This is a genomic window from Sulfuriferula sp. (genome assembly GCF_054605375.1).
Genome location: NZ_JBTSEG010000005.1, coordinates 1 through 20,350 on the forward strand (window position 1 = coordinate 1; position 20,350 = coordinate 20,350).

A 20,350-nucleotide genomic window follows, 5' to 3' on the forward strand; every position below is an offset into this window, starting at 1 on the left:
CAATGAGCACGACGCTGATGATGGACAGCCGGGTGACCTGACTTTTAATGGTATCGCGCGAGGTAACTGAAAACACACCGGGACCGGTCATCACCAGTTTGGCGGCAGGCGTTGCGCTCGGTGCGCTATCAAAAGCATGCTGAATGGCGGCCATGTCGCGCTGCTGGGCATCGGTATCGGAACCGGAAGCACGAGTCTGCATTAATAATAAGGCACGATTTCCGTCGCGAGACGCCCAGGCACCGTTGATCAATTGCGGATGCGAGCCACCATTCAATTGGTCGAGTAATTGCACCATTTCGCCGGTCGGATCGCGTGGTAATAAGGATTTCACCAGCAACCCGGCGGGCGAGGCAAGCAGATCGATGCTGTCGCTCAAGGCAGCATGCAGGCCGGCTACGGTGAAGCGCGCGGGCGTTACTGCCGGGCTAAGCAGATAACGATGATTGAACAGAAATGCACGATCGCGTTCGGCACTGACCGGCTCGCCGTTGTTGACGCTCGCAAAGGCGGGATTAGTACGCAACTTCTGGGCAATTTGTTTGGAAAGTTTGGCGCGTGTGGTGGCATCAGCACCTTCGATACCCACCAGAATCAGGCGTGAGGCCAGGCCGTCGCGTATCTGTTCCAGCAGTAATTGTTGTTCAGGGGTAGGGCTACGCGGTAAGAATGCGGATAGATCGGTGGTGAACTGGGTGCGGCTTATAATAATGCCGCAAACAAGAATAAAAACCAGCCACAGCGCAATGATTACCCGGGCATGCTTCACGGAGTGACCAACTTTTCGATGAGCATTTTCGAGCTGTCTCCATCTGCCTGATTGATTTCCATGCTGCGCACTGCGTCCCGCACCCCGGCGATCTGGATGCGTTTTACCACTGCCTGCATTTTTTCATCGATCGGTACAAGTTGCAGCGTCCAGTGTTCGGCAGTGCCATCGAGGCTGAGTCGATAATTACGCTCCAGCGCCTTGCGGTCACCCGCCAGCGTGCCGCGTATGCTGTCGATAAAAGCAGCCAACTCCGGGTAATCCTCCAGTTGCAGGCGATATTTCTTTTGCCCGCGTTCGATGACGAGCTTGCCGCCATCCACAATCATGGATTCTGGTTTGGGTTTGAGGGTGCGTTTTTCCAGATGGTCAGGCGCCCTGTAAAACAGTTCGCCGGACGATTCCACCGGCCGGTCGAGCATGGCGATGGTTTTCTTTTCGACAAAACTGGCCTGGCCGGTGCGAATTTGCGCCAACCCCTGCATCAGTTGGTCGATATCCCAGTTGGCGGCGTGACTTATCGCAGGCAATAACATCATGGCCAGTGCAACGAGCAGGCGAATGGAGGCAGTCAGTGAAAGAGAGGAGGGCGGTGTTGTAATCATGATGACTTTGGAGGCATGGTTGTGGGTGCGGTCTGCCAGAAATCGAAAAAGTTAAACCAGTTATAGGGTGTCTTGCGGCAATATTGATCGAGCAGTGCTGCGTAACGACTGATGGCCGTCTGTAGGGCAGCGTCCCGTTGATCTCGGGGAACGTCCGAAAAATCCGCCAGCGCATCGAAATGGATGGCATAACGGTTGCCGCCCAGGTACAGACCTGTCATGAAGACCACCGGTCGTTGCAGCAACGCCGCCATGCGAAATGGCCCGATGGGCAAGTTTGCGCTGGCGCCGAGAATATTCACCGGATACAGGGTGTCATTGCCTGGAGTGCGGTCGGCGAGCATGCCGACGACACAGCCTTCATCCAGACGCTCGCGCACCTGGAGCATGGAATCGATGTGCCCCAGGCCGATGATATCCTGTACCGCTTCAGGATTGATAGCCGCCAGCATGGCATTGATTTTTTGGGCGTTATCTTCGTGCATGACCATGGCGACGCGCAAATCCGTGTCTTTCCGGCCGAGTGCACGGATCACTTCAAAGCTGCCCAGGTGCGCCCCCATCAGGAACACGCCATTGCCGTCGGCGATCAGGTGACGCAGCGTGTCTTCGCCATGCACCTCAAAATCGAACAGGTCGAAGCGACGGTTGACCAGATAGACACGGTCATGGATGGTGGCGGCAAAAGTAAAAAAATGCCGGTACATATCCGTCCAGCGGACCGGGCGGTCGAGTGCGCGCTGGAGGTAATTCCTGGAAGCACGTCGGCTGCCGGGGGAAAACAGCACAAAATAGCTGGCGATCAGGTGCAATACCCCGCGTGCAATACGCCGCCCCAGACGCAATGAAATCCACGTCATGATCCGCAGCATGAACATGTTGCTGCGCTCCGGTGTGCGTGCCCAAATAGTTTGGTTGGAGGTTGATGGTGCTGTCATGCAGACGATTTTGCCACAATACTTCCGCTGGCTATTTTGCGCGTACCGGCGGCGATTTCGAAACGGATTACGCCGCTGGCTGAAATGATGTGCTGGATCACCAGTTCATCGCCCGGATTTGCCGGGCTTAGAAATTTGACCGAGCTGATCTCGCAATCATTTAATTCGATTCCACTCGCCTCAGCAATGGCGTGCAGCGCTGTGTCCAGCAGCACCACGCCGGGCAGGATGGGCGTACCTGGAAAATGGCCGGCAAAGGCGGGATGATCGAGCGGGACGGTCCAGTGAATGGCGTTATTCATGTGGATTTTTGTGCGGCATGTGCCTGAAACAGGGCCTGCAATGCTGCGCGCGGCAGTTTTCCCGTGCAGTTGCGCGGCAATTCCTCGACAAACAATAATGGCCGCGGCAGGAAAACCGGGTCGATATGTTCGCGTAACGCTGCCAGCAGACAGGGCGCCTCCAGCCCCGGCGCCACCACGAAAGCCGCCAGCCGCGTAATGTGGCCATGGCCGGATTCATCCGGCATGTAAAAAGCGCCGTCCACGACACCGGGAATGGAATTGAGCAGGTGATTGAGACTGGCCAGCGAATGGCGTTTGCCGGCGATATTGACCAGATCGGCCAGGCGCCCATGCAGTAAAAAATGCTCGTCCGAGACCGGTTCCAGCATGTCGCCCATGGCAATCATGGTCTCGATGTGACCCCCGCAAGCGCGCACGCTGGCGCCATCCGCAATCAATTTTATCCCGGGAAGCAAGCGCCATTCCTCGCTTTGGGTAGGGCGGCGGGTGGCAATCAGGCCGGTTTCGGTGCTGCCATAGATTTCCATGAGCGGCGCATGGCAACGCGCCTCGACGTCCTGCGCAAGCTGGGCAGACAGCGGGGCAGTGGCGGATACCACCAATGCCAGCTCCGGCAATACCAGCCCCGCATCCAGCGTGGCGCGCAGATGCACGGGCGAAGAGACCAGCACGCGCGGCGTGGGTACCGCCGCCAGCGTCTGGCAAATGTCGGCCGGATAGAATGGCTGCGCATGGCTGAGTGCGTTGCCGCTATGCCATGCCATCAGTACCGTGGATTCAAATCCATACATGTGTTGCGGTGGTACGGTGCCAATCAGTGTGTGAGGGATATTGTGCAGCCTCAGTCGTGCTGCCTCGGCCTGCACGCTGCTGACCAGCGCACCCCAGGTTTTGGGATGCGGTTGCGGCGTACCGGTGGAGCCTGAAGTGAATACCACCGCAATGCGCTGGCTGGCGTCAATTTGCGGAATGGCAAATGCTTCAGCCTGACTCGCGCTCATGGCCGGATAGCGCAGTAACGGCAGGTCGACCGTGCACACGTCGCTATCCGTCAAACAAAACACATCCGGGGCAAAAACCTTGATCTGGCGCACGGTTTCCGGTGTGTGGGTTGACGGCAACAGACTGACTTTTCCGGTCACAATAGCGGCCGCCAGACCCACGCTGAAGCGGTAACGGTCGCTGCACATATTGAGCAGATACCTCCCTGCGGGAAACCGGGCGGCAAGCTGACTGACTTCGGCAAGAAACTGCCGCAATGTGACGGCACCCTCGGTGCGCCAGGCGACGATGCTGTCAGGGGAGACGTGAGATACCAGCGGAAATTGTGACATGATCAAGGCTACGGGCTACGGCAAGCTAGCGTGGGCGCGCCGCGTGATTCCGGAATGCACGCACCGCATCAAGGATGCGCATATTCTGGGTATCGGGTAATACCCACCTGCGTACCCAGTATTCGGCAATAAACATCAACGCAACCAGGGGGAGGGTCAGAAAATTGGAAAAAACCGACCATACAGCCAGCGGTGCCAGAAAAAACAGCAAAGTCGAAATCAACGCCATCGCGGCAAAAAACAGGGTCCAGGCTACGGTCACCTGGCGTGCATAATTTTCGTGCTGTGGGGTCAAGGGCGCATGCACGGCTTCTGCAAATCGGGTACACAGCGGTTGACGTCCGGCGACCAAAGTGCGGGCAAAAGTCATGAACAGGATGAGCTGCATAGCCATATATTGTAGCCAGTAAACCAGGCCAAAATGGTGCTCCAGCGTCGACCAGCCAAACCACAATGCCGCACACGCCAGCACCAGCACGCCCAGCATCACGATACGCCGAGATGAGCGCCAGGCCAGGATCAGTGCGATCAAGACTATCGGAGCAATGGCTACCAATGCACCCAAATTAGGGTTGCTTGCGGATTCATTGGTGTAATGAGCCAATACCGGATAGCCGATCACCAGCGCAGCAATGCCCAGCCAGCGCAGGACGCGGAACATCATTTAGCGGGTTCTCTGCGTTGCGATATAGTCTGCAAGACTGCGCAGCGAGCTGAAAATATGCTGATTGTCGGCACTGTCAGCACGCAGTTGGAGACCATAACGCTTGGATACCATCAGCGCGACTTCCAGCACGTCAATGGAGTCCAGGCCCAAGCCCTCACCGTACAAGGGGGCATCAGCGGAGATTTGATCTGCAGTAACTTCAAGGTTTAAACATTCAATCATCAGTTCAGCAACTTCATGTTGCAACTCGGCGGTACTGGATACAGGTGGTTTATGATTATCTTGCATAGTATTAAGAATCGTAATGTTTAAGTGTCGGAAGCAGTAGAGCAGACAGGTGTTTATCGAAGGCGCATTTTACTCGCTGGAACCGCATCGCTTCAATAAATTACATGATTTAACATAATATACATTATGCGAAGTCTAGAATGGCAAACAGATCGGATTTTTCCTCTGTTTGCCTGCGCTCGGCAATACTGCCAAGGCTTATTCCAGCATATTAAAATTCGTTTGCGAAACTTTTGGCAAGCTTATCTTTTTAAGTCGGCGTGATCTGTGCGTTACCGCACCTTGTACAGCTAATTGTCACGCCTTGTGGTTGAAAATGGATGCGGCATCACGCTGAGCTTGATCCTGGTTGCGTAGCGCCGGGACTTCATCGTGCTGGATGAAAAAATCATCCGCTTGTGCCTGCATGACCAGCTTGATCGCCGCATCATCACTCAGGCCGTACAATTCAGTAATCAGCGTGGTAACTTCGTCCAGGTACTCTTCATAGGTCATGCGTCAGTTCCATATTGATGGTGGTCAGGCGGCGGCCAGATTGGCAGCCTGTTCCAGATCCACGGTCACAGTGCGTGAAACACCGGATTCCTGCATGGTGACGCCGATCAACTGGTGCGCGGCTTCCATGGTGATACGGTTATGCGTGATGAACAGGAACTGCACGTGCTCAGACATCTGTTTGACCAGGCGGGCGTAACGCTCTGTATTGCTGTCGTCCAGCGGCGCATCCACTTCGTCCAGCAGGCAGAATGGCGCCGGGGTGAGCTTGAACAGGGCGAATACCAGCGACAGCGCAGTCAGGGCTTTTTCGCCGCCCGACAAAAGGTGAATCGAGCTGTTTTTCTTGCCGGGTGGCTGGGCAAACACCTGCACGCCCGCATCCAGCAGTTCATCGCCGGTCAAGATCAATTGCGCCTGGCCACCGCCGAATAGTGTGGTAAATAATTCGGACATGGATTGATTGACGGTATCGAATGTGGTTTTGAGCAGTTCGCGCGTTTCGCCGTCGATTTTCTGGATTGCTGACTCCAGGGTTGCAATGGCCTGATTCAAGTCATCGCCTTGGGCAGCAAGATAGGTCCTACGCTCCTGCGCGTGCTGTAATTCGTCCAGAGCCGCGAGATTGACGCCGCCCAGGTCTTCTATTGCGCTGGTGAGCCGGGTGATTTCGGCATTCAGGCCGCTGACTCTGGCTCCTTTTTCCATGCTGGCAAGCAATGCGGCTTCGTCAGCCTGCAAAGCCTCCAGTTGTTCTATACACTGAGCTTCCAGCAATCGCGACTCCTGCTCATTTAAACGCAATTCTTCCATGCGGTTGCGCAAGGGTGTTAATTTTTGTTCGAGGTGCATGCGAGCTTCTTCCAGTGCGCGTAATTGGGCATTGGCACTTTCCAGTTCATTACGACGTGCAGCGAGTGCATGTTCTTGCGTCTGTCGTTCGGAAATCGCTTGCTGCAGTGCTGCCTGCTGGTCTGATTCGTCGATATAAGCCTGTTCACTGTCAAGTTGCGCGAGTTGTGTATTCAATCGCTCTTTATTCTCAGAGCTCACTTTCATTGCATTGTTCAAATCATTGATTTTGCTGTCACATGACTGGAGCGTGAAGCGAATTTCTTGTAACTTGCGCTCGCTTGAACGCTGCGCTTCGCGTTTCTGGTTGAGCAGGTTTTCCGCATCACTGCGCGCGCGTCGCGCATCATCCAGATGCTCGCGTACAAAGCCAGCCTGGGTGCGGTGCTCGTGCAGCCGTTCGCTGGCTGCCTGCTGTTCAGTGCGCTCCTGTTCCATCTGCGCTTCGACTTCGCCCAGTTCGGCGGTAATTTGTGCGCTACGCTGGGTGACGCGCTCCAGCGCCTGCTGCACACGCATGGTATCCATCTGTAACTGATGCTGACGCTGCTGAGTCTGGTTGAGCTGGTTACGCAATACACCGAGACTTTGTTGTGCATGGTGCAACGCGTCTTCGCTTTGGGCCAATTGCTCTGCCAGCGTCTCTTTTTGTAATGCTGATTCTTCGGTTGCTAGGGTGAGCCGTTCGATTTCTTTCTGGCGTGCGAGCACGCCCTGCACGGCAGATTGCTCGGCATGAAAGCTCACTGTATGGCGCGTAAATATGTGACCTTCCGGACACACCAGGCAGGCATTGGCAGGCAATTGCTCGCGCAATGTCAAGGCGTCTGCCGCGTTATCGGCTACGTAAACTTCGCCAATCCAGTCCGCCAGCGCCCCGCCCTGCCCTGTTTTCCAGCGTACTTTATCCAGCAGCGACGGCAGACGACGATGGGTAGCTGCAGCTTGCATGGCATGTGGATCATAAAAACTCACCCGGCTGGGAGGGATGTCATTGATGGCGCTGGATATATTCGAGCCGGATTCAGCCAGCGCATTGATGCGTTCCCGTAGAACAGCCTCCAATGCAGTTTCCCAGCCACTCTCCACTTCGATGTGTTGCCATAGGCGCGGTAGTGAGCTGAGTGCGTGTTGATTGAGCCAGCCATCGAGTTTGGTATCGGCATCCAGATGTGCCTGAATCTGGTTGAGGCCGGCGAGTTGGCCTTCTGACTGGTGCTGGCGACGCGTGATCTCTTCCAGTTGAGTGCGCAGATGCTGGCGCTGCGCTTCCAGTGCCGGGAGTTGCTGCTGGGCCCTGTCAGTCTGTTCGCGCAGATTTTCGAGCGTCGTGGTAATGGTTTCGAGTTCGGCCTCGGCCACATTCAGCGCCGCCCGGTCGGGTTCAGGCAGGCCGCGTTGCTCATGGGTCAGGCGTGTATGGCGCGTTTCCAGTTGCTGCAATGTTTTCACGCTATGTTGATGATGCGTTTCATCAATTTGATGCGATTGCTCGCTTAGCGTGAGTTCGCGTTGTAAATCTGCGACGCGTGTTTGGGTATCCGCAAGCAGGCTTTCCATCTCGGGCAAGCTATCGCTGGTTTCGGCAAAGGCGATCTCGGCATCCGCCAATGCGGCATTCGTATCCTGCAAGCGTTGCTGCCATTGCGCCAGACTGGCTGCCATGTCTGCATACTGCTTTTCCAGGCTGTCGCGTTGTTCGGTGAGCTGATGGATTTGAGCCGCCAGGCGCGCGCGCGTGTCGGCAAGATGGCGCAGGTTTTGTTCCAGTCGTGAGACTTCCGCAGATGCAGCGTAAAAATCGCCTTGAGCTGCATTCAGCGCATCGGTAGCTGCATAGTGCGCCGTGCGGGTTTCCTCGATTTGCAGTTCGGTTTGGCGAAATTGGGCGGTTTGCGCTTCAATTTGATTGCTGGTGTCGTCGATCTGGCGCGAAAATCGTTCACGGGCGGCTTCAGCATCCCGTTTTTTGACCAGCCATAACATCTGTTGCGCATGCTTCAGGTCGTTTTGCAGCGTGTGGTACTGCTGTGCAACCAGCGCCTGCGCCTGCAGTCGTACGACCTGCTCTGTCAATTCGCGGCGAATATCATCAACCCGTAACAGATTGTCGCGCGTGTCTTTCAAGCGGGATTCGGTTTCACGGCGGCGCTCCTTGTATTTGGAGATACCGGCCGCCTCTTCCAGAAAACCGCGCAATTCATCCGGTTTGGCCTCGATAATGCGCGAGATCATGCCCTGCTCGATAATGGCGTAGGAAGTTTTGGTGCCGAGACCGGTACCCAGAAAAATATCCGTCAGGTCGCGGCGTCGTACGTGCTGATTGTTGACGTAATAGCTTGAATCGCCATCACGGTTAAGCACGCGTTTGACGGAGATCTCGGCATACTGCGTCCACTGACCGGCGGCACGCCCCAGACTGTTGTCAAACACCAGTTCCACGGAAGCCCGCGACACCGGCTTGCGCGTGCTGGAGCCGTTAAAAATCACATCCTGCATGGATACGCCGCGCAATTGCTTGGCCTGCGATTCGCCCAGCACCCAGCGTACGGCATCTATCACATTGGATTTGCCACAACCGTTCGGCCCCACCACACCGACCATTTGGCCGACAATGGGGATATGAGTAGGGTCAACGAAGGATTTGAACCCGGCGAGTTTGATGGCAGTTAAACGCAATTTTTACGAAGTGGTGCGAGAATGGTTCTTATAATTTTGTAATTTTACCTGAAACGGGCCCATTTGATGTTCTACCTCGGACTGGATTTTGGCACATCGGGTGCGCGCGCTTGTGTCATCAACGCTGCCGGACAAGAGATGTTTGAGGCCAACATTGATTATGTTGTTCCACAACAACAGGATACAGCGGATTGGCGCACCGCTTTATTCGATCTGCTGGCAAAAATACCCCCTGCGCAACGTGCAGCCCTGGCAGCAATTTCCGTGGACGGCACCTCCGGCACTGTATTGCTGACAAATGACGAACTGGAGCCGATAACACCGCCATTGCTTTATAACGATATGCGCGCTGGTACAAACGCTGATGGCGTGGTGTTGCCGGGTAGCCTTGCCAAAGGCGTCTGGTTGATGGCGCAACCGGGTACTGCGCACGCACGCTATTTTTTCCATCAGGCCGACTGGCTGGCAGCCCTGCTGACTGGGGCTGGCGGCGTGAGTGATTATCACAATGCGCTTAAAACCGGTTTTGATCCGCAACAGCTGAATTGGCCAGCTTGGATACAGGCGCTGCCCATTGCGCAATTGCTGCCCCAGGTAGTTACTCCCGGCACCAAACTGGGACGCATTAACCGCCACACGGCCCGCCATTTCAACCTCAACCCTGCCTGTATCGTGCGGGCGGGCACCACCGACAGCATTGCCGCTTTCATTGCCACCGGCGTTGACCAGCCTGGGCACGCGGTGACTTCGCTGGGCACCACACTGGTGCTGAAGCTGCTCTCGACCACGCGAGTCGAATCAGCGGAATATGGGGTATACAGTCATCGCTTTGGTAATTTATGGCTGGCAGGTGGTGCCTCCAATAGCGGCGGCGGGGTATTGCGGCAATTTTTTAACGACGAGGATTTGGTCGCGCTCAGCATGCAAATTCGCTTTGAACAGATCAGTGGTCTCGACTACTACCCTTTGCCCCGTCCCGGCGAGCGCTTCCCTGTCGCTGACCCTGCGCTGCTGCCCCGTTTAACGCCACGTCCACCCAATGACGCGTTATTCCTCCACGGCATGCTGGAAGGCATAGCGCGTATCGAGGCCCAGGGTTATGCGAGACTGGCTGAATTGGGCGCAACGCCTTTGCAGCGCGTGATCAGCGCGGGCGGCGGCAGCAAAAATGAAGCTTGGCGCCACATCCGTGAAAATCTGCTGGGTGTGCCCATTGAGACAGCTCAACAGGGTGCAGCCGCATTTGGTGCCGCCAGACTGGCCCAGGCAGGCGTAGAATTATTGCCATGATCCGCATCACCCGCACACTCGCCATCCCTGACAGCGAAATTCAGGAACAATTTATCCGCGCTTCCGGACCTGGCGGGCAAAACGTCAACAAGGTTTCCTCAGCCGTGCAATTGCGTTTTGATGTCGCCCATTCGCCTTCCCTGTCTGAAGAAGTACGTGCCCGACTGATCGTGCTGGCCGGTCGACGTATCAGCCAGGATGGTGTACTGACCATCGAAGCGCAGCGTTTCCGGACCCAAGGCCGCAATCGTGATGATGCGCGGGTGCGTTTGGTCGAACTTATCCGCAGCGCCACGGAAGTACCTGAACTGCGCCGCGCAACCAAACCGACACGAGCCTCGCAGCGACGCCGTCTGGATAGCAAGCAGAAACGTGGCGATACCAAAAAACAGCGCAGGCCGGTTGGTCAAACGGAAGGATGAGCGCCGGCGCTGTTAACATCAAACCGCTGCACAATTTTTGTAAGCTTGATTCACGCTGTCCGACTAGCGCTAATGGCCCGGTATCGGAAGAAGACAAAAATGAAACCGACTATACAGAATGCGATTCAGTTGAATAGCCCATCAATATGGAAGCACCCTGGCCGGATACTGTCCGGCCTTACGCTGGCAATGGTGCTGATGGTGGCAGGCAGCTGGGTAGCAGGCGCAAATGCAGCTACGACAGCCTCCCCTACCCCGGCAGTAAAGTTTGATGGCAAGACTTATACCAATCGCCTGATCAATAGCCATGATCCCTACCTGCTGTTGCATGCGCATAATCCGGTGGACTGGTATCCATGGGGTGCGGAGGCGCTGGAAGCAGCCAAGCATGAGAACAAACCCATCTTCGTCTCCATCGGTTATTCCACCTGTTACTGGTGCCATGTAGCCGAACGGGAGATTTATTCCAATCCGGAGATCGCCAAACTGATGAACCAATGGTTCATCAATATCAAAGTCGATCGCGAACAACGACCGGATATCGACCGCATCTATATGTTGGCCACGCAGATCATGACCAGCGGCGGCGGCTGGCCCAATAATGTATTTCTCACGCCGGATCTCAAGCCATTTTATGCCGGCAGCTATTTTCCTCCTGAAAATCAGGGCAATCTGCCCGGGTTCCCAACTGTACTGAAAAGCATGCACCATGCCTGGACGGATAATCACGCGGAAGTCGTGGCGCTCGCAGATCAGGTATATCTGGCCTTGCAGCAAGCTGAACGTGGCCAGGGCACGACCGGCTCGGTTGCACTGGCGCCGCCGCAATGGCTGGATAAAGCAGTTGCCGAAGCTGCCAACGGTTTCGATGTGTTCGACGCAGGTTTTGGCAGCGGTGCCAGCAAATTTCCGCAGTCGCCGCTGTTGTCGATGCTGCTGAGTACCTCCGATCGCCATGCAAAGGCACAAGATATGGCCATACAAACGCTGGAGGCAATGGCGGAAGGCGGCGTCATGGATCAGCTGGGCGGTGGTTTCCATCGTTATAGTATCGAGCCGAGCTGGTCCATTCCGCATTTCGAGAAAATGCTTTACGACAACGCGCAGCTTCTGGGTCTGTATGCGCAAGCCTATGCGATCACAAAAAAACCGCTTTTCCGTCAGGTTGCGCTGCGTACTGCGCACTACATGACGACCGAGATGCAGGCGCAGAGCGGTGGATTCTATAGCGCACAGGATGCCGAAGTGGATGAGAACGAGGGGGCCAGTTATGTATGGACACGCCAGCAGATCGAAGCCTTGCTGGGAGCGGCAGATACGCAGCGTTTTCTGTCGCTATATCAATTAGTGCCCATGCCACCGGCACCTGCAGGGCACAAGCAGCCCGAGGGAGATGTGTTGCGCCTGCAACGCGACAAGGCTCAGAAACTGGAACAGAAAAACCAGCTGGCGGCCGCCATCGAAACATTGCGGCCACTGCGTGACAAGTTGCTGGCCGCGCGCCAGAAACGCCCGCAACCGGCGCGCGACGAAAAAATCGTTACCGCCACCAATGCGCTGGCGATCATTGGTTTTACCCAGGCGGGTCACTGGCTGCGCCATCCCGCGCTGACGAGGGTGGCGCTGCGTAATGCCAGCTGGCTGTGGCAACATGCCTTCGATGCAAAGACGGGCGATCTCAAGCATCAATTTTTTGCGGGCCGTGCAGCAGGTAGCGGTTTTCTGGATGACTATGCCTTGCTTGGACAGGCTTTTTTGACCTTGCACAGACAAACCGGGGATGCAGCATGGCTGGCGCGCTCGCGTCTGATTGCCGATGCCATGCTGCAACGTTTTGCACGCCCGGATGGCCGTTTTCTGGAAACACAGGAACAGCACGACCTGTTGCTCGCTCCGCCTGCAGAGGGCGATCCAGTGTTGCCGTCCGGACAGTCTTCTTCCATCGTTCTGTTACTCGAATTATCCGTTGCCACGGGTGATGGGCGTTATGCAAGTGCCGCGCACGGCGGGCTCACCTCAATGTCGGCACAGATCGCTGCCGATCCTTTCATCTGGGGCGCTTTGTTGGCACCGCTCAATCAACCGCAACTGATTGCTGCACTGCAAAAAGCAGCCTCATCGGGTACGGCCAAAGCGGCGACACCGGGTTTCCCGGATTCCGCTGATCATGTACGCGCCAAGGCAAGTCTGGTGCCCACGAAAGCCGGTGCCGATTTGATGGTGAGCATTGATATCGAGGCGGGCTATCACATCAATGCCAACCCCGCATCCGATCCGAATCTGATCCCCACGCAATTCTCGCTGCCGGGCTATCCTGATCTGAAAATGGATTATCCGGCTGCAAAAATGTTCAAGGCACCGTTCGCGCCGCAAGGCATCGCGGTGTACGAGGGGCACATCACCCTGCGCGGACGCGTAACGAAAAAACAGATTCGTTTACCCATCAACGCAACTCTGCGGATACAGGCTTGCAATGACCAGGTTTGCCTGGCTCCGGCAACCGTGACAGTGCCAGTTCAGAGACAGTAATCCGAATGCAAGTTAGGAGGTTTCATGCTGCTGGCCTGATGATCGAGGAAGTGTATAATTCTTGCGCATGTCAACCGTACTGACACATAGCTGATTGATGCAATCCATCATCACCTTTCTGCGCCCATGGGAATTCTCCCCTACCGTACTCGCCAGTTGTGTGATACCGGCAGCAGCGTATATTCGCGGTCTGGCGCTCACTAAACATAAGCACGAAGCGACCGGATTCTGGCGTCCCCTGTCGTTTTTTCTGGGGCTGGGTCTGATCTATATTGCGTTGCAGACGTATTTTGATTTCCTGTCGCAGCATATGTTCTGGGTGCATCGGCTGCAACACCTTATTCTGCATCACGTTGGCCCGTTTCTGGTTGTACTTGCCGCGCCGATGGATATGATGTCTCGTGGTGTGCCGATACGCTTCCGGGAACGGGTTCTGAATCCGCTATGGCACAACCGGGTGGTGCAAGGCATCTACACTTTCCTGCAAAACCCGATCATCGCGCCCGTGTTGTTTGTGGGCCTGATCTATTTCTGGCTGTCTCCGGCAATTCATTTCACCGTCATGCTCAATGAAGACCGTTATCGGCTGATGAACTGGAGCATGGTTGTTGACGGCATTCTGTTCTGGTGGCTGATGCTTGCCCCGCGCACTACCGACGGCCATGCCAATATCAGTTATATGAAACGTATCCTGATCCTGTTCATTGTAATGATTGGTCAGATATTGCTTGGTGCCTATATTTTCATGCACAAGACCATGCTCTACGACGTGTATGGCATCTGCGGGCGTGCCTGGGAAATCAGTCCGATAACCGATCAGCAAATCGGCGGCTTGATTACCTGGATTCCGCCATCCATGATGTGCGTGATTGCCGTTCTTGTCGTGCTGCGCCGCATTCTGCATGAAGAGGAAGAAATTGTGCCGGCATCCCCCGCCCTGGCAGGCGTTACTACTCCGAAAGCAGGTTAACCATGGCCGCATCCCAGCCCGCACTCAATACCCGGTTCGTACGCGAGCGCCGCATCCATCCGCTGGGTATGGTGATGGCGGTGATCATCACCCTGCTCACCTGTTCACTGGCCTTTGCCGCCCCACAAATCAACGTAAGCAATGCACGCATTCGCCTGCTACCGGGAAATCTTCCTCTGGCGGGATATTTCGACTTGATGAACCGCGGGGACGAAGATCTGGTTTTGGTGGGGGCAACCAGTGCTGCTTTCAAAATGGTCCATATGCATCGCAGCATGGAACATGACGGGATATCAAGTATGGCCCCGGTTGGACGACTTGAGATCAAACGGGGCGTCACTGTGCATTTTTCACCCGGCGGTTATCACCTGATGTTGATGCAAGCCGTTGCACCGTTGAAAGTTGGTGAAAAAGTACCGGTGGCACTGCAGTTCGCAGGCGGTCAAACACAGCAAGTGATGTTTACAGTCAACGGCGCGGGGACTGAATGAGCGGAAAATTCCGGAGGTCCCTGAGCCAGGGACGCTGGCTGGCAATCGTCTCGACCTTCGTGTTGTTCAGTCTGACTGCCTGCCAGCAACAGGAACCCTGGGCGCTGGACAACATTACCGGCCTGATGCCCAAACTCGAATTCAATCTGACTAACGATAACGGACAAGCAGTCACTGCGGATGCATACCATGGCAAGCTGGTACTGCTCTACTTCGGCTATACCAATTGCCCGGATGTGTGCCCGACAACACTCGCCACCCTGGCCCAGGCTGTACGCGGTTTGGGTGCAGATGCGGACAAGGTGCGCGTGCTGTTCGTGTCAGTTGATCCGGCTCGCGATACCGCGCCAGTCCTCAAAAGCTATACTGGCGCATTCGGCCCGCAATTTGTCGGATTGAGCGGTAACGAGAAGGCGCTGGATGCACTCACCCGGCGCTATCGTGTGGTTTACAGTCTCGACAAACCTGACGCTGAGGGCAATTACGCGGTCAATCACAGCAGCGGTGTATTCATCTTCGATGGTAGCGGCAACGCGCGTTTATTGGGTTCGAGCACCAGCAAGGCACCGGAAATTACCCAGGATTTACGTCAATTACTCGCCTCCGGCTAAGAAGGCAGTTTCTCCAAGACTCAGCGCCAACTGAACATTTTGGCAATGCTGGCATGGCCGACGAACTGATGCCACAAGGCGATAATCACATGGCCATACAGATAAATCCACATGATTGTCGCCAGGGTCGAATGCACCTCCATCATGTTGCCCACGTTAGGCGTTACAACATCATTAGGCCATAAGCCGATGTAGAGAATGCTGCCGGTGAGGGCCATTGCCGTGGCAATCAACAATCCCAGGCCATGTATGGTCCCGGCCAGCGCTCCGGTATCAGCCAGGGCTTTCCATTTTAATGTCAGAAAGTGACCAGTTTCAGTCATCAATGCTCGACGTCCTGCAGCATTCATCCACGGAAACAGTTGCCCCTGTCCCTCACGCTTGAAATTCGCCAGCCGGTAAATCCAGCTTGCCAGTAAGACGGCCATTGCAGCCAGGCCCACCCATTCGTGCCATTCGAACCAGAATGCACCGGCCTGACTCATTGGTCGTCTGGCGGAAGGGTGTTCCATCACCAGGCTGACGATAAGTTGGAAGGTAATAGTCAGTGCGATCAACGCATGCAGAATGCGTGTTGTGCGGCTGTACGTCATGCAAACTCCTGTTTATTAATTGATATTTAAAATACACATTACACTGCATGCGCTAAGTCAAAGTTGGACAACGCCAGATAAATTAAATTTTACTTCACCATAATTTTCTCAAGTCCTTCTACCGCTTTCGGGTAATCCATTTTCAGGTTTTCCAGCGCGTCACAAATCACATTTGAAATAACCAGGTTACGTTGTAATTTTGAATTGGCAGGCACAATGTACCACGGCGCATGCTCGGTACTAGTGGCAGAGATGGCGTCAGTGTAAGCCTGCATGTAATCACCCCACTGGGCTCGGCTGGCGAGATCGCTGGGGTTGAATTTCCATTGTTTTCTTGGCGTGTCGCGGCGTTCCAGCAGGCGCTCTTTTTGCTCATCCTTGGAAATGTGCAAATAGAGTTTAAGGATCGTGGTCCCATTTTCTGCCAGAAATCGCTCGAAGTCATTGATCTGCTGGTAGCGTGCCTTGCAGGTATCAGCATCAATCCAGCCGTTGACACGGGTGATCAGCACATCCTCATAGTGGCTGCGATTGAATATGACGATTTCACCTTTGGCCGGCGTTTTTGCGTGTACACGCCACAAGAAGTCGTGGGCTAACTCCTCCGCTGTGGGCGCCTTGAAGCTGGCGACTTTGACACCTTGCGGATTGACACCGTCGAACACCATGCGGATGGTCGAGTCCTTGCCTGCGGTATCCATCGCTTGCAGTACGATGAGCAACTTGTGTTTGCCTTCCGCATAAAGCAACTCCTGCAAGGCTTCTAGCCTGACGCGCAAGGCTTCCAGTTCAACTTGCGCATTGTTCTTGTCGCCGTTGATAAGCGCCTTGTCACTGGTTTCGAATTGGCTCAGCTTGAATTTTTTACCGGGTTTGATTTTGTATGCTTTGGTATTCATGTGTACGTGCCTGTTAAAAATTCGGGTCGACGTGAATCTCTCAAGAATACACATAAACTGCACTTCTGGATTTTTAAGGGAATCGAATTACATCAAGGCTACGGAACTATCCAAAAACTCATGAGTCCTGCTATCCATAGTATCCACCACCAAATTGGACACCATTACCATGCCGGGAATATCACTCGCTCACCAAGCATTTCAGTCATTACAGAAACATGTTTCACAACATATCATTGGCCAGGAAGTCCTTGTAGAGCGGCTCCTGATAGCGCTTCTGGCCGATGGGCACCTGTTGGTGGAAGGTGCGCCGGGTCTGGCTAAAACACGCGCCATCAAGGTCTTGAGTGAAGGCATCGACGCCGATTTCCATCGCGTGCAATTCACCCCGGATCTGTTGCCTGCTGATCTGACCGGCACCGATATTTTTCGTCCGCAAGACGGCTCTTTCCAATTCCAGCGCGGCCCGCTATTCCATAACCTGGTGCTGGCCGACGAAGTGAACCGGGCGCCGGCCAAGGTGCAATCCGCCTTGCTCGAAGCCATGGCCGAGCGACAGATCACGGTCGGCACGACGACTTATCCGTTACCCAAAGTATTTCTGGTCATGGCCACCCAAAACCCTATCGAACAGGAAGGTACCTACCCGCTGCCGGAAGCGCAACTGGATCGTTTTCTGCTGCATGTGAAGGTTGATTATCCCAAGGCCGAAGCCGAGCGGCAGATATTGCAACTGGCACGCAATGAAGCGTCGCAACAGTTGCGCAAAACAGCACCGGCAACGATCAAACTGAGTCAGGAATCGCTGCTGGCCGCACGCCAGGAAGTGCTCGAAGTTTATATGGCGGATAATCTGGAACGCTATCTGGTCGAGATCATTCTTGCCACGCGCAACCCGTCTTCCTATAACCCGGATCTGGGTAGCTGGGTGCAATGGGGAGCCAGCCCGCGCGCCACCATTGCGCTCGACCGCTGCGCACGTGCTCATGCGTGGCTGGCTGGACGCAATTACGTGGGGCCGGAAGATATTCAGGCGCTGGCTTTCGATGTGCTGCGCCATCGTGTCTTGCTGAGCTACGAGGCCGAAGCTGATGGCCATACTCCTGACCACTTTATCGAGAAATTGATCGACTTGATTCCGGTGCCATGATGCCTGCATTCGGGCGTAGCCAGCCCTCCTCTATCAGTCAAAATTCCACACCAGCAGGCACGCCGGATCCAGATGATGGCGTGGTATCCGTCAGTTTGTCTTCGCTGATCGCACTGCATCATGATGCAGAGTCGCTATCGCTCAAACCGGGGCGGATTCGTTCGTCCATCAGCGGGGGTTACCGTTCGCCATTCAAGGGGCGGGGCATGGAATTCGATGAGGTGCGGCCCTACATGCAGGGCGATGATGTGCGCATTCTCGACTGGCGCGTTACCGCGCGTACCGGCCGCCCGCATACCAAACTGTTCCGCGAAGAACGCGAACGCGCCGTACTGCTGTGGGTCGATTTGCGCCACAGCATGTTTTTTGCCACCCAGGGTGCGTACAAGGCGGTACGCGCAGCCCAGGTAGCAGCTTTGCTGGGATGGCGGGCAGTCAGTCTTGGCGACCGGCTAGGCGCCCTGCTGTTTTCTGAAGCTTCACATATCGAGTTGCGCCCCAAGCGCGGCAAAGCGGCGCTGCTGCATGTGCTGAGCCAGATTGCCAATCATGTGGCCTGGAAACAGCAAACGGCACACGATGATACGCGATCGGCAACTCACGTCCTGAATCAGACGCTGGTCAGGCTGCGCCGGGTTGCGCAACCCGGCAGCCTGATTATTCTGATCAGCGACTTTGCTCACCTCAACGGCCAGGGAAGCGCGCATCTGGCCCAGTTGTCTCGACACAGTGATCTTATCCTTGCCGACATTCACGATATGCTTGAGATGGAATTGCCGCCACCCGGACATTACCGGGTAAGCGATGGTGCGCGTTTTTTGACCCTGGCAACCGAAGACAGGGATTTGCGTGAAGGCTATCGTCAGCGCTTTATCCAGCAGCAGGCCATGCTGCAACAACTCTGCCGCAAATATGGCATGACCCTGCTATCACTGACGACGGCGCAAGACCCGCTGGCAGCCCTTCGGCAAGGGCTTGGGAAGCGCGTATGAATCCGGCATTGAGCCAACTGCACGACATTCATCTACCGGCGCGAATTTCATGGTGGCCGCCGGCACCGGGCTGGTGGCTGCTGTTTGCACTGGTCCTGCTGCTGGCTGTGGTTTCATATGTGTTGTACCGGTTGCGCAAACGCAACCATTGGCGCCGCTTTGCGCTCGACGAATTGACCCGCCTGCGTGAACAGAATGCATCGCGCCAATCCGACCCGCGCACTGTGATCAGTGAGCTATCCATTCTGTTGCGCCGGGTGGCGGTGAGTCGTTTCCCGCGCGAAGAGACAGCGGCGCTGAATGGAGACAATTGGCTCGCTTTCCTTGATCGCAGCCTGGATGAAAGCACAGCGTTTCAATCGGATACCGGACGCCTGTTGATCACCATTCCGTATCGCCCGGAAATGGTTGTTGATGCCAGTGCGCTGAGCGCTTTGTTCACGCTGGCTGAACGCTGGTTGAAAAAACTGCCGCGAGGCAAAAAATGATCCACTTCGAGTGGCCCTGGCTGTTCCTCATTTTGCCGCTACCCTTGTTATTGCGGCTGCTGATACCGCGTGCCGATGAAGCAAAGGAAGCTGCGTTACGGGTACCGGGGCTTGATCCATTTGCAATGGAAAGCAGCCCGAAACCCGCTCGGCTGACACAATGGCGCGGCCGTGCATGGATCGGCGCGCTGGCATGGTTACTGTTGGTAACCGCTGCGGCACGTCCGGTCTGGGTGGGCGACCCTATCGATTTGCCGGTCAGCGGACGCGACCTGATGTTGGCGGTGGACCTTTCGGGCAGTATGCAAACGCCGGATTTTGCCATTAATGGGCACCGGGTGAGCCGTCTTGATGCGATCAAGGCGATTGCAGGCGACTTCATTGATCGTCGCGTCGGCGACCGTATTGGACTGATCCTGTTTGGCACCCAGGCCTATCTGCAAACACCGCTGACTTTTGACCGGCAAACGGTACATGACATGCTGGACGAATCCGCTATCGGTCTGGCGGGTGAACAAACGGCTATCGGCGATGCCATTGGTCTGGCAGTCAAACGTTTACGCGAGGTGCCGGCAGGAAACAAGGTGCTGATTTTACTGACTGACGGCGTCAGCAATACGGGCGTACTGACCCCGCTCAAGGCGGCGCAACTGGCTGCCAAGGAAGGCGTTACCATTTACACCATCGGTATCGGTGCCAGTGAGATGCAAGTCCCTTCCTTTTTCGGGATGCAAAGCGTCAACCCTTCCAGTGATCTGGATGAAGATACGCTGCGTGCCATTGCCAAAGAAACCGGCGGTCGCTATTTCCGCGCGCGCGACACTGAACAGTTGAACCAGATATACAGCATCCTGGATCAACTACAGCCGCTCGATCAGCAGAAACAAACTTTCCGGCCGCACAAGACACTGTTCTATTGGCCTCTGGCCATCAGTCTGTTGTTGTCCACGCTGCTCCTGATGCCGCTGGCGAGACGGAGATGA

General features: G+C 55.4%; 21 protein-coding genes. 10 read left to right on the forward strand and 11 right to left on the reverse strand.

Going from position 1 to position 20,350, the window contains the following annotated elements:
• The 9 genes from ACYCZJ_RS04640 to smc all read right to left on the reverse strand — a co-directional run.
• Positions 1 to 769, reverse strand: a 769-nt coding sequence (locus tag ACYCZJ_RS04640) for an MMPL family transporter (RefSeq protein WP_461553053.1), incomplete at its 3' end; no start/stop codon positions are given.
• Positions 766 to 1,374, reverse strand: a complete 609-nt coding sequence (locus ACYCZJ_RS04645; RefSeq protein ID WP_461553054.1) for a LolA-related protein — start codon at positions 1,372 to 1,374, stop codon at positions 766 to 768. The genes ACYCZJ_RS04640 and ACYCZJ_RS04645, both read right to left, overlap by 4 nt.
• A complete protein-coding gene (locus ACYCZJ_RS04650; protein ID WP_461553055.1) occupies positions 1,371 to 2,252 on the reverse strand; it encodes an LpxL/LpxP family acyltransferase in 882 nt (293 codons plus the stop codon). Before ACYCZJ_RS04650 ends, ACYCZJ_RS04645 begins: the two co-directional genes overlap by 4 nt.
• Positions 2,253 to 2,308: 56 nt before the next feature.
• The gene (locus tag ACYCZJ_RS04655) at positions 2,309 to 2,614 is read right to left on the reverse strand and encodes a 3-hydroxyacyl-ACP dehydratase FabZ family protein (protein WP_461553056.1); all 306 of its coding nucleotides are present in this window, start codon (positions 2,612 to 2,614) and stop codon (positions 2,309 to 2,311) included.
• Positions 2,611 to 3,951 carry an AMP-binding protein gene (locus ACYCZJ_RS04660; protein WP_461553057.1) on the reverse strand — a complete coding sequence of 447 codons (1,341 nt, stop codon included), beginning with the start codon at positions 3,949 to 3,951 and terminating at the stop codon, positions 2,611 to 2,613. The genes ACYCZJ_RS04655 and ACYCZJ_RS04660 overlap by 4 nt, the downstream gene beginning before the upstream one ends.
• A gap of 25 nt (positions 3,952 to 3,976) precedes the next feature.
• Positions 3,977 to 4,615 carry a COG4648 family protein gene (locus ACYCZJ_RS04665; protein ID WP_461553058.1) on the reverse strand — a complete coding sequence of 213 codons (639 nt, stop codon included), beginning with the start codon at positions 4,613 to 4,615 and terminating at the stop codon, positions 3,977 to 3,979.
• On the reverse strand, positions 4,616 to 4,906 hold the full coding sequence (locus ACYCZJ_RS04670; protein ID WP_461553059.1) for a phosphopantetheine-binding protein: 291 nt from the start codon (positions 4,904 to 4,906) through the stop codon (positions 4,616 to 4,618).
• A gap of 297 nt (positions 4,907 to 5,203) precedes the next feature.
• Positions 5,204 to 5,401, reverse strand: coding sequence for a hypothetical protein (locus ACYCZJ_RS04675; protein ID WP_461553060.1), 198 nt, complete (start codon positions 5,399 to 5,401; stop codon positions 5,204 to 5,206).
• Between the two features lie 24 nt (positions 5,402 to 5,425).
• Complete coding sequence (gene smc, locus ACYCZJ_RS04680) at positions 5,426 to 8,932, reverse strand: chromosome segregation protein SMC (protein WP_461553061.1); 3,507 nt, start codon at positions 8,930 to 8,932, stop codon at positions 5,426 to 5,428.
• Positions 8,933 to 8,998: 66 nt separating this feature from the next.
• Here smc and ACYCZJ_RS04685 point away from each other — a divergent pair, with 66 nt between their 5' ends.
• The 6 genes from ACYCZJ_RS04685 to ACYCZJ_RS04710 all read left to right on the forward strand — a co-directional run bounded on the left by ACYCZJ_RS04685 (position 8,999) and on the right by ACYCZJ_RS04710 (position 15,245).
• The gene (locus ACYCZJ_RS04685) at positions 8,999 to 10,222 is read left to right on the forward strand and encodes an FGGY-family carbohydrate kinase (protein ID WP_461553062.1); all 1,224 of its coding nucleotides are present in this window, start codon (positions 8,999 to 9,001) and stop codon (positions 10,220 to 10,222) included.
• Complete coding sequence (gene arfB / locus ACYCZJ_RS04690) at positions 10,219 to 10,644, forward strand: alternative ribosome rescue aminoacyl-tRNA hydrolase ArfB (RefSeq protein WP_461553063.1); 426 nt, start codon at positions 10,219 to 10,221, stop codon at positions 10,642 to 10,644. Before ACYCZJ_RS04685 ends, arfB begins: the two co-directional genes overlap by 4 nt.
• Before the next feature lie 99 nt (positions 10,645 to 10,743).
• Positions 10,744 to 13,173, forward strand: a complete 2,430-nt coding sequence (locus tag ACYCZJ_RS04695) for a thioredoxin domain-containing protein (RefSeq protein WP_461553064.1) — start codon at positions 10,744 to 10,746, stop codon at positions 13,171 to 13,173.
• A 97-nt stretch (positions 13,174 to 13,270) separates the two neighbouring features.
• A complete protein-coding gene (locus ACYCZJ_RS04700) occupies positions 13,271 to 14,143 on the forward strand; it encodes a cytochrome c oxidase assembly protein (protein WP_461553065.1) in 873 nt (290 codons plus the stop codon).
• Between the two features lie 2 nt (positions 14,144 to 14,145).
• Positions 14,146 to 14,634 carry a copper chaperone PCu(A)C gene (locus tag ACYCZJ_RS04705; RefSeq protein WP_461553066.1) on the forward strand — a complete coding sequence of 163 codons (489 nt, stop codon included), beginning with the start codon at positions 14,146 to 14,148 and terminating at the stop codon, positions 14,632 to 14,634.
• Entirely contained in the window at positions 14,631 to 15,245 is a 615-nt protein-coding gene (locus tag ACYCZJ_RS04710) for an SCO family protein (RefSeq protein ID WP_461553067.1), read from the forward strand. The genes ACYCZJ_RS04705 and ACYCZJ_RS04710 overlap by 4 nt, the downstream gene beginning before the upstream one ends.
• 20 nt (positions 15,246 to 15,265) lie before the next feature.
• On the opposite strand, the gene ACYCZJ_RS04715 is transcribed toward ACYCZJ_RS04710, so the two are convergent.
• A complete protein-coding gene (locus tag ACYCZJ_RS04715) occupies positions 15,266 to 15,838 on the reverse strand; it encodes a cytochrome b/b6 domain-containing protein (protein WP_461553068.1) in 573 nt (190 codons plus the stop codon).
• Between the two features lie 89 nt (positions 15,839 to 15,927).
• A complete protein-coding gene (locus ACYCZJ_RS04720; protein WP_461553069.1) occupies positions 15,928 to 16,737 on the reverse strand; it encodes a polyphosphate kinase 2 family protein in 810 nt (269 codons plus the stop codon).
• A gap of 169 nt (positions 16,738 to 16,906) precedes the next feature.
• Between ACYCZJ_RS04720 and ACYCZJ_RS04725 the strand changes: the two genes are divergently transcribed.
• The 4 genes from ACYCZJ_RS04725 to ACYCZJ_RS04740 are packed head-to-tail and all read left to right on the forward strand — an operon-like array spanning position 16,907 to position 20,350.
• Positions 16,907 to 17,887 (forward strand): AAA family ATPase, encoded by a 981-nt coding sequence (locus tag ACYCZJ_RS04725; RefSeq protein ID WP_461553070.1) that lies wholly within the window; start codon positions 16,907 to 16,909, stop codon positions 17,885 to 17,887.
• The gene (locus ACYCZJ_RS04730) at positions 17,884 to 18,879 is read left to right on the forward strand and encodes a DUF58 domain-containing protein (RefSeq protein WP_461553071.1); all 996 of its coding nucleotides are present in this window, start codon (positions 17,884 to 17,886) and stop codon (positions 18,877 to 18,879) included. The genes ACYCZJ_RS04725 and ACYCZJ_RS04730 overlap by 4 nt, the downstream gene beginning before the upstream one ends.
• Entirely contained in the window at positions 18,876 to 19,367 is a 492-nt protein-coding gene (locus tag ACYCZJ_RS04735) for a DUF4381 domain-containing protein (protein WP_461553072.1), read from the forward strand. The genes ACYCZJ_RS04730 and ACYCZJ_RS04735 overlap by 4 nt, the downstream gene beginning before the upstream one ends.
• The gene (locus ACYCZJ_RS04740; protein ID WP_461553073.1) at positions 19,364 to 20,350 is read left to right on the forward strand and encodes a vWA domain-containing protein; all 987 of its coding nucleotides are present in this window, start codon (positions 19,364 to 19,366) and stop codon (positions 20,348 to 20,350) included. Before ACYCZJ_RS04735 ends, ACYCZJ_RS04740 begins: the two co-directional genes overlap by 4 nt.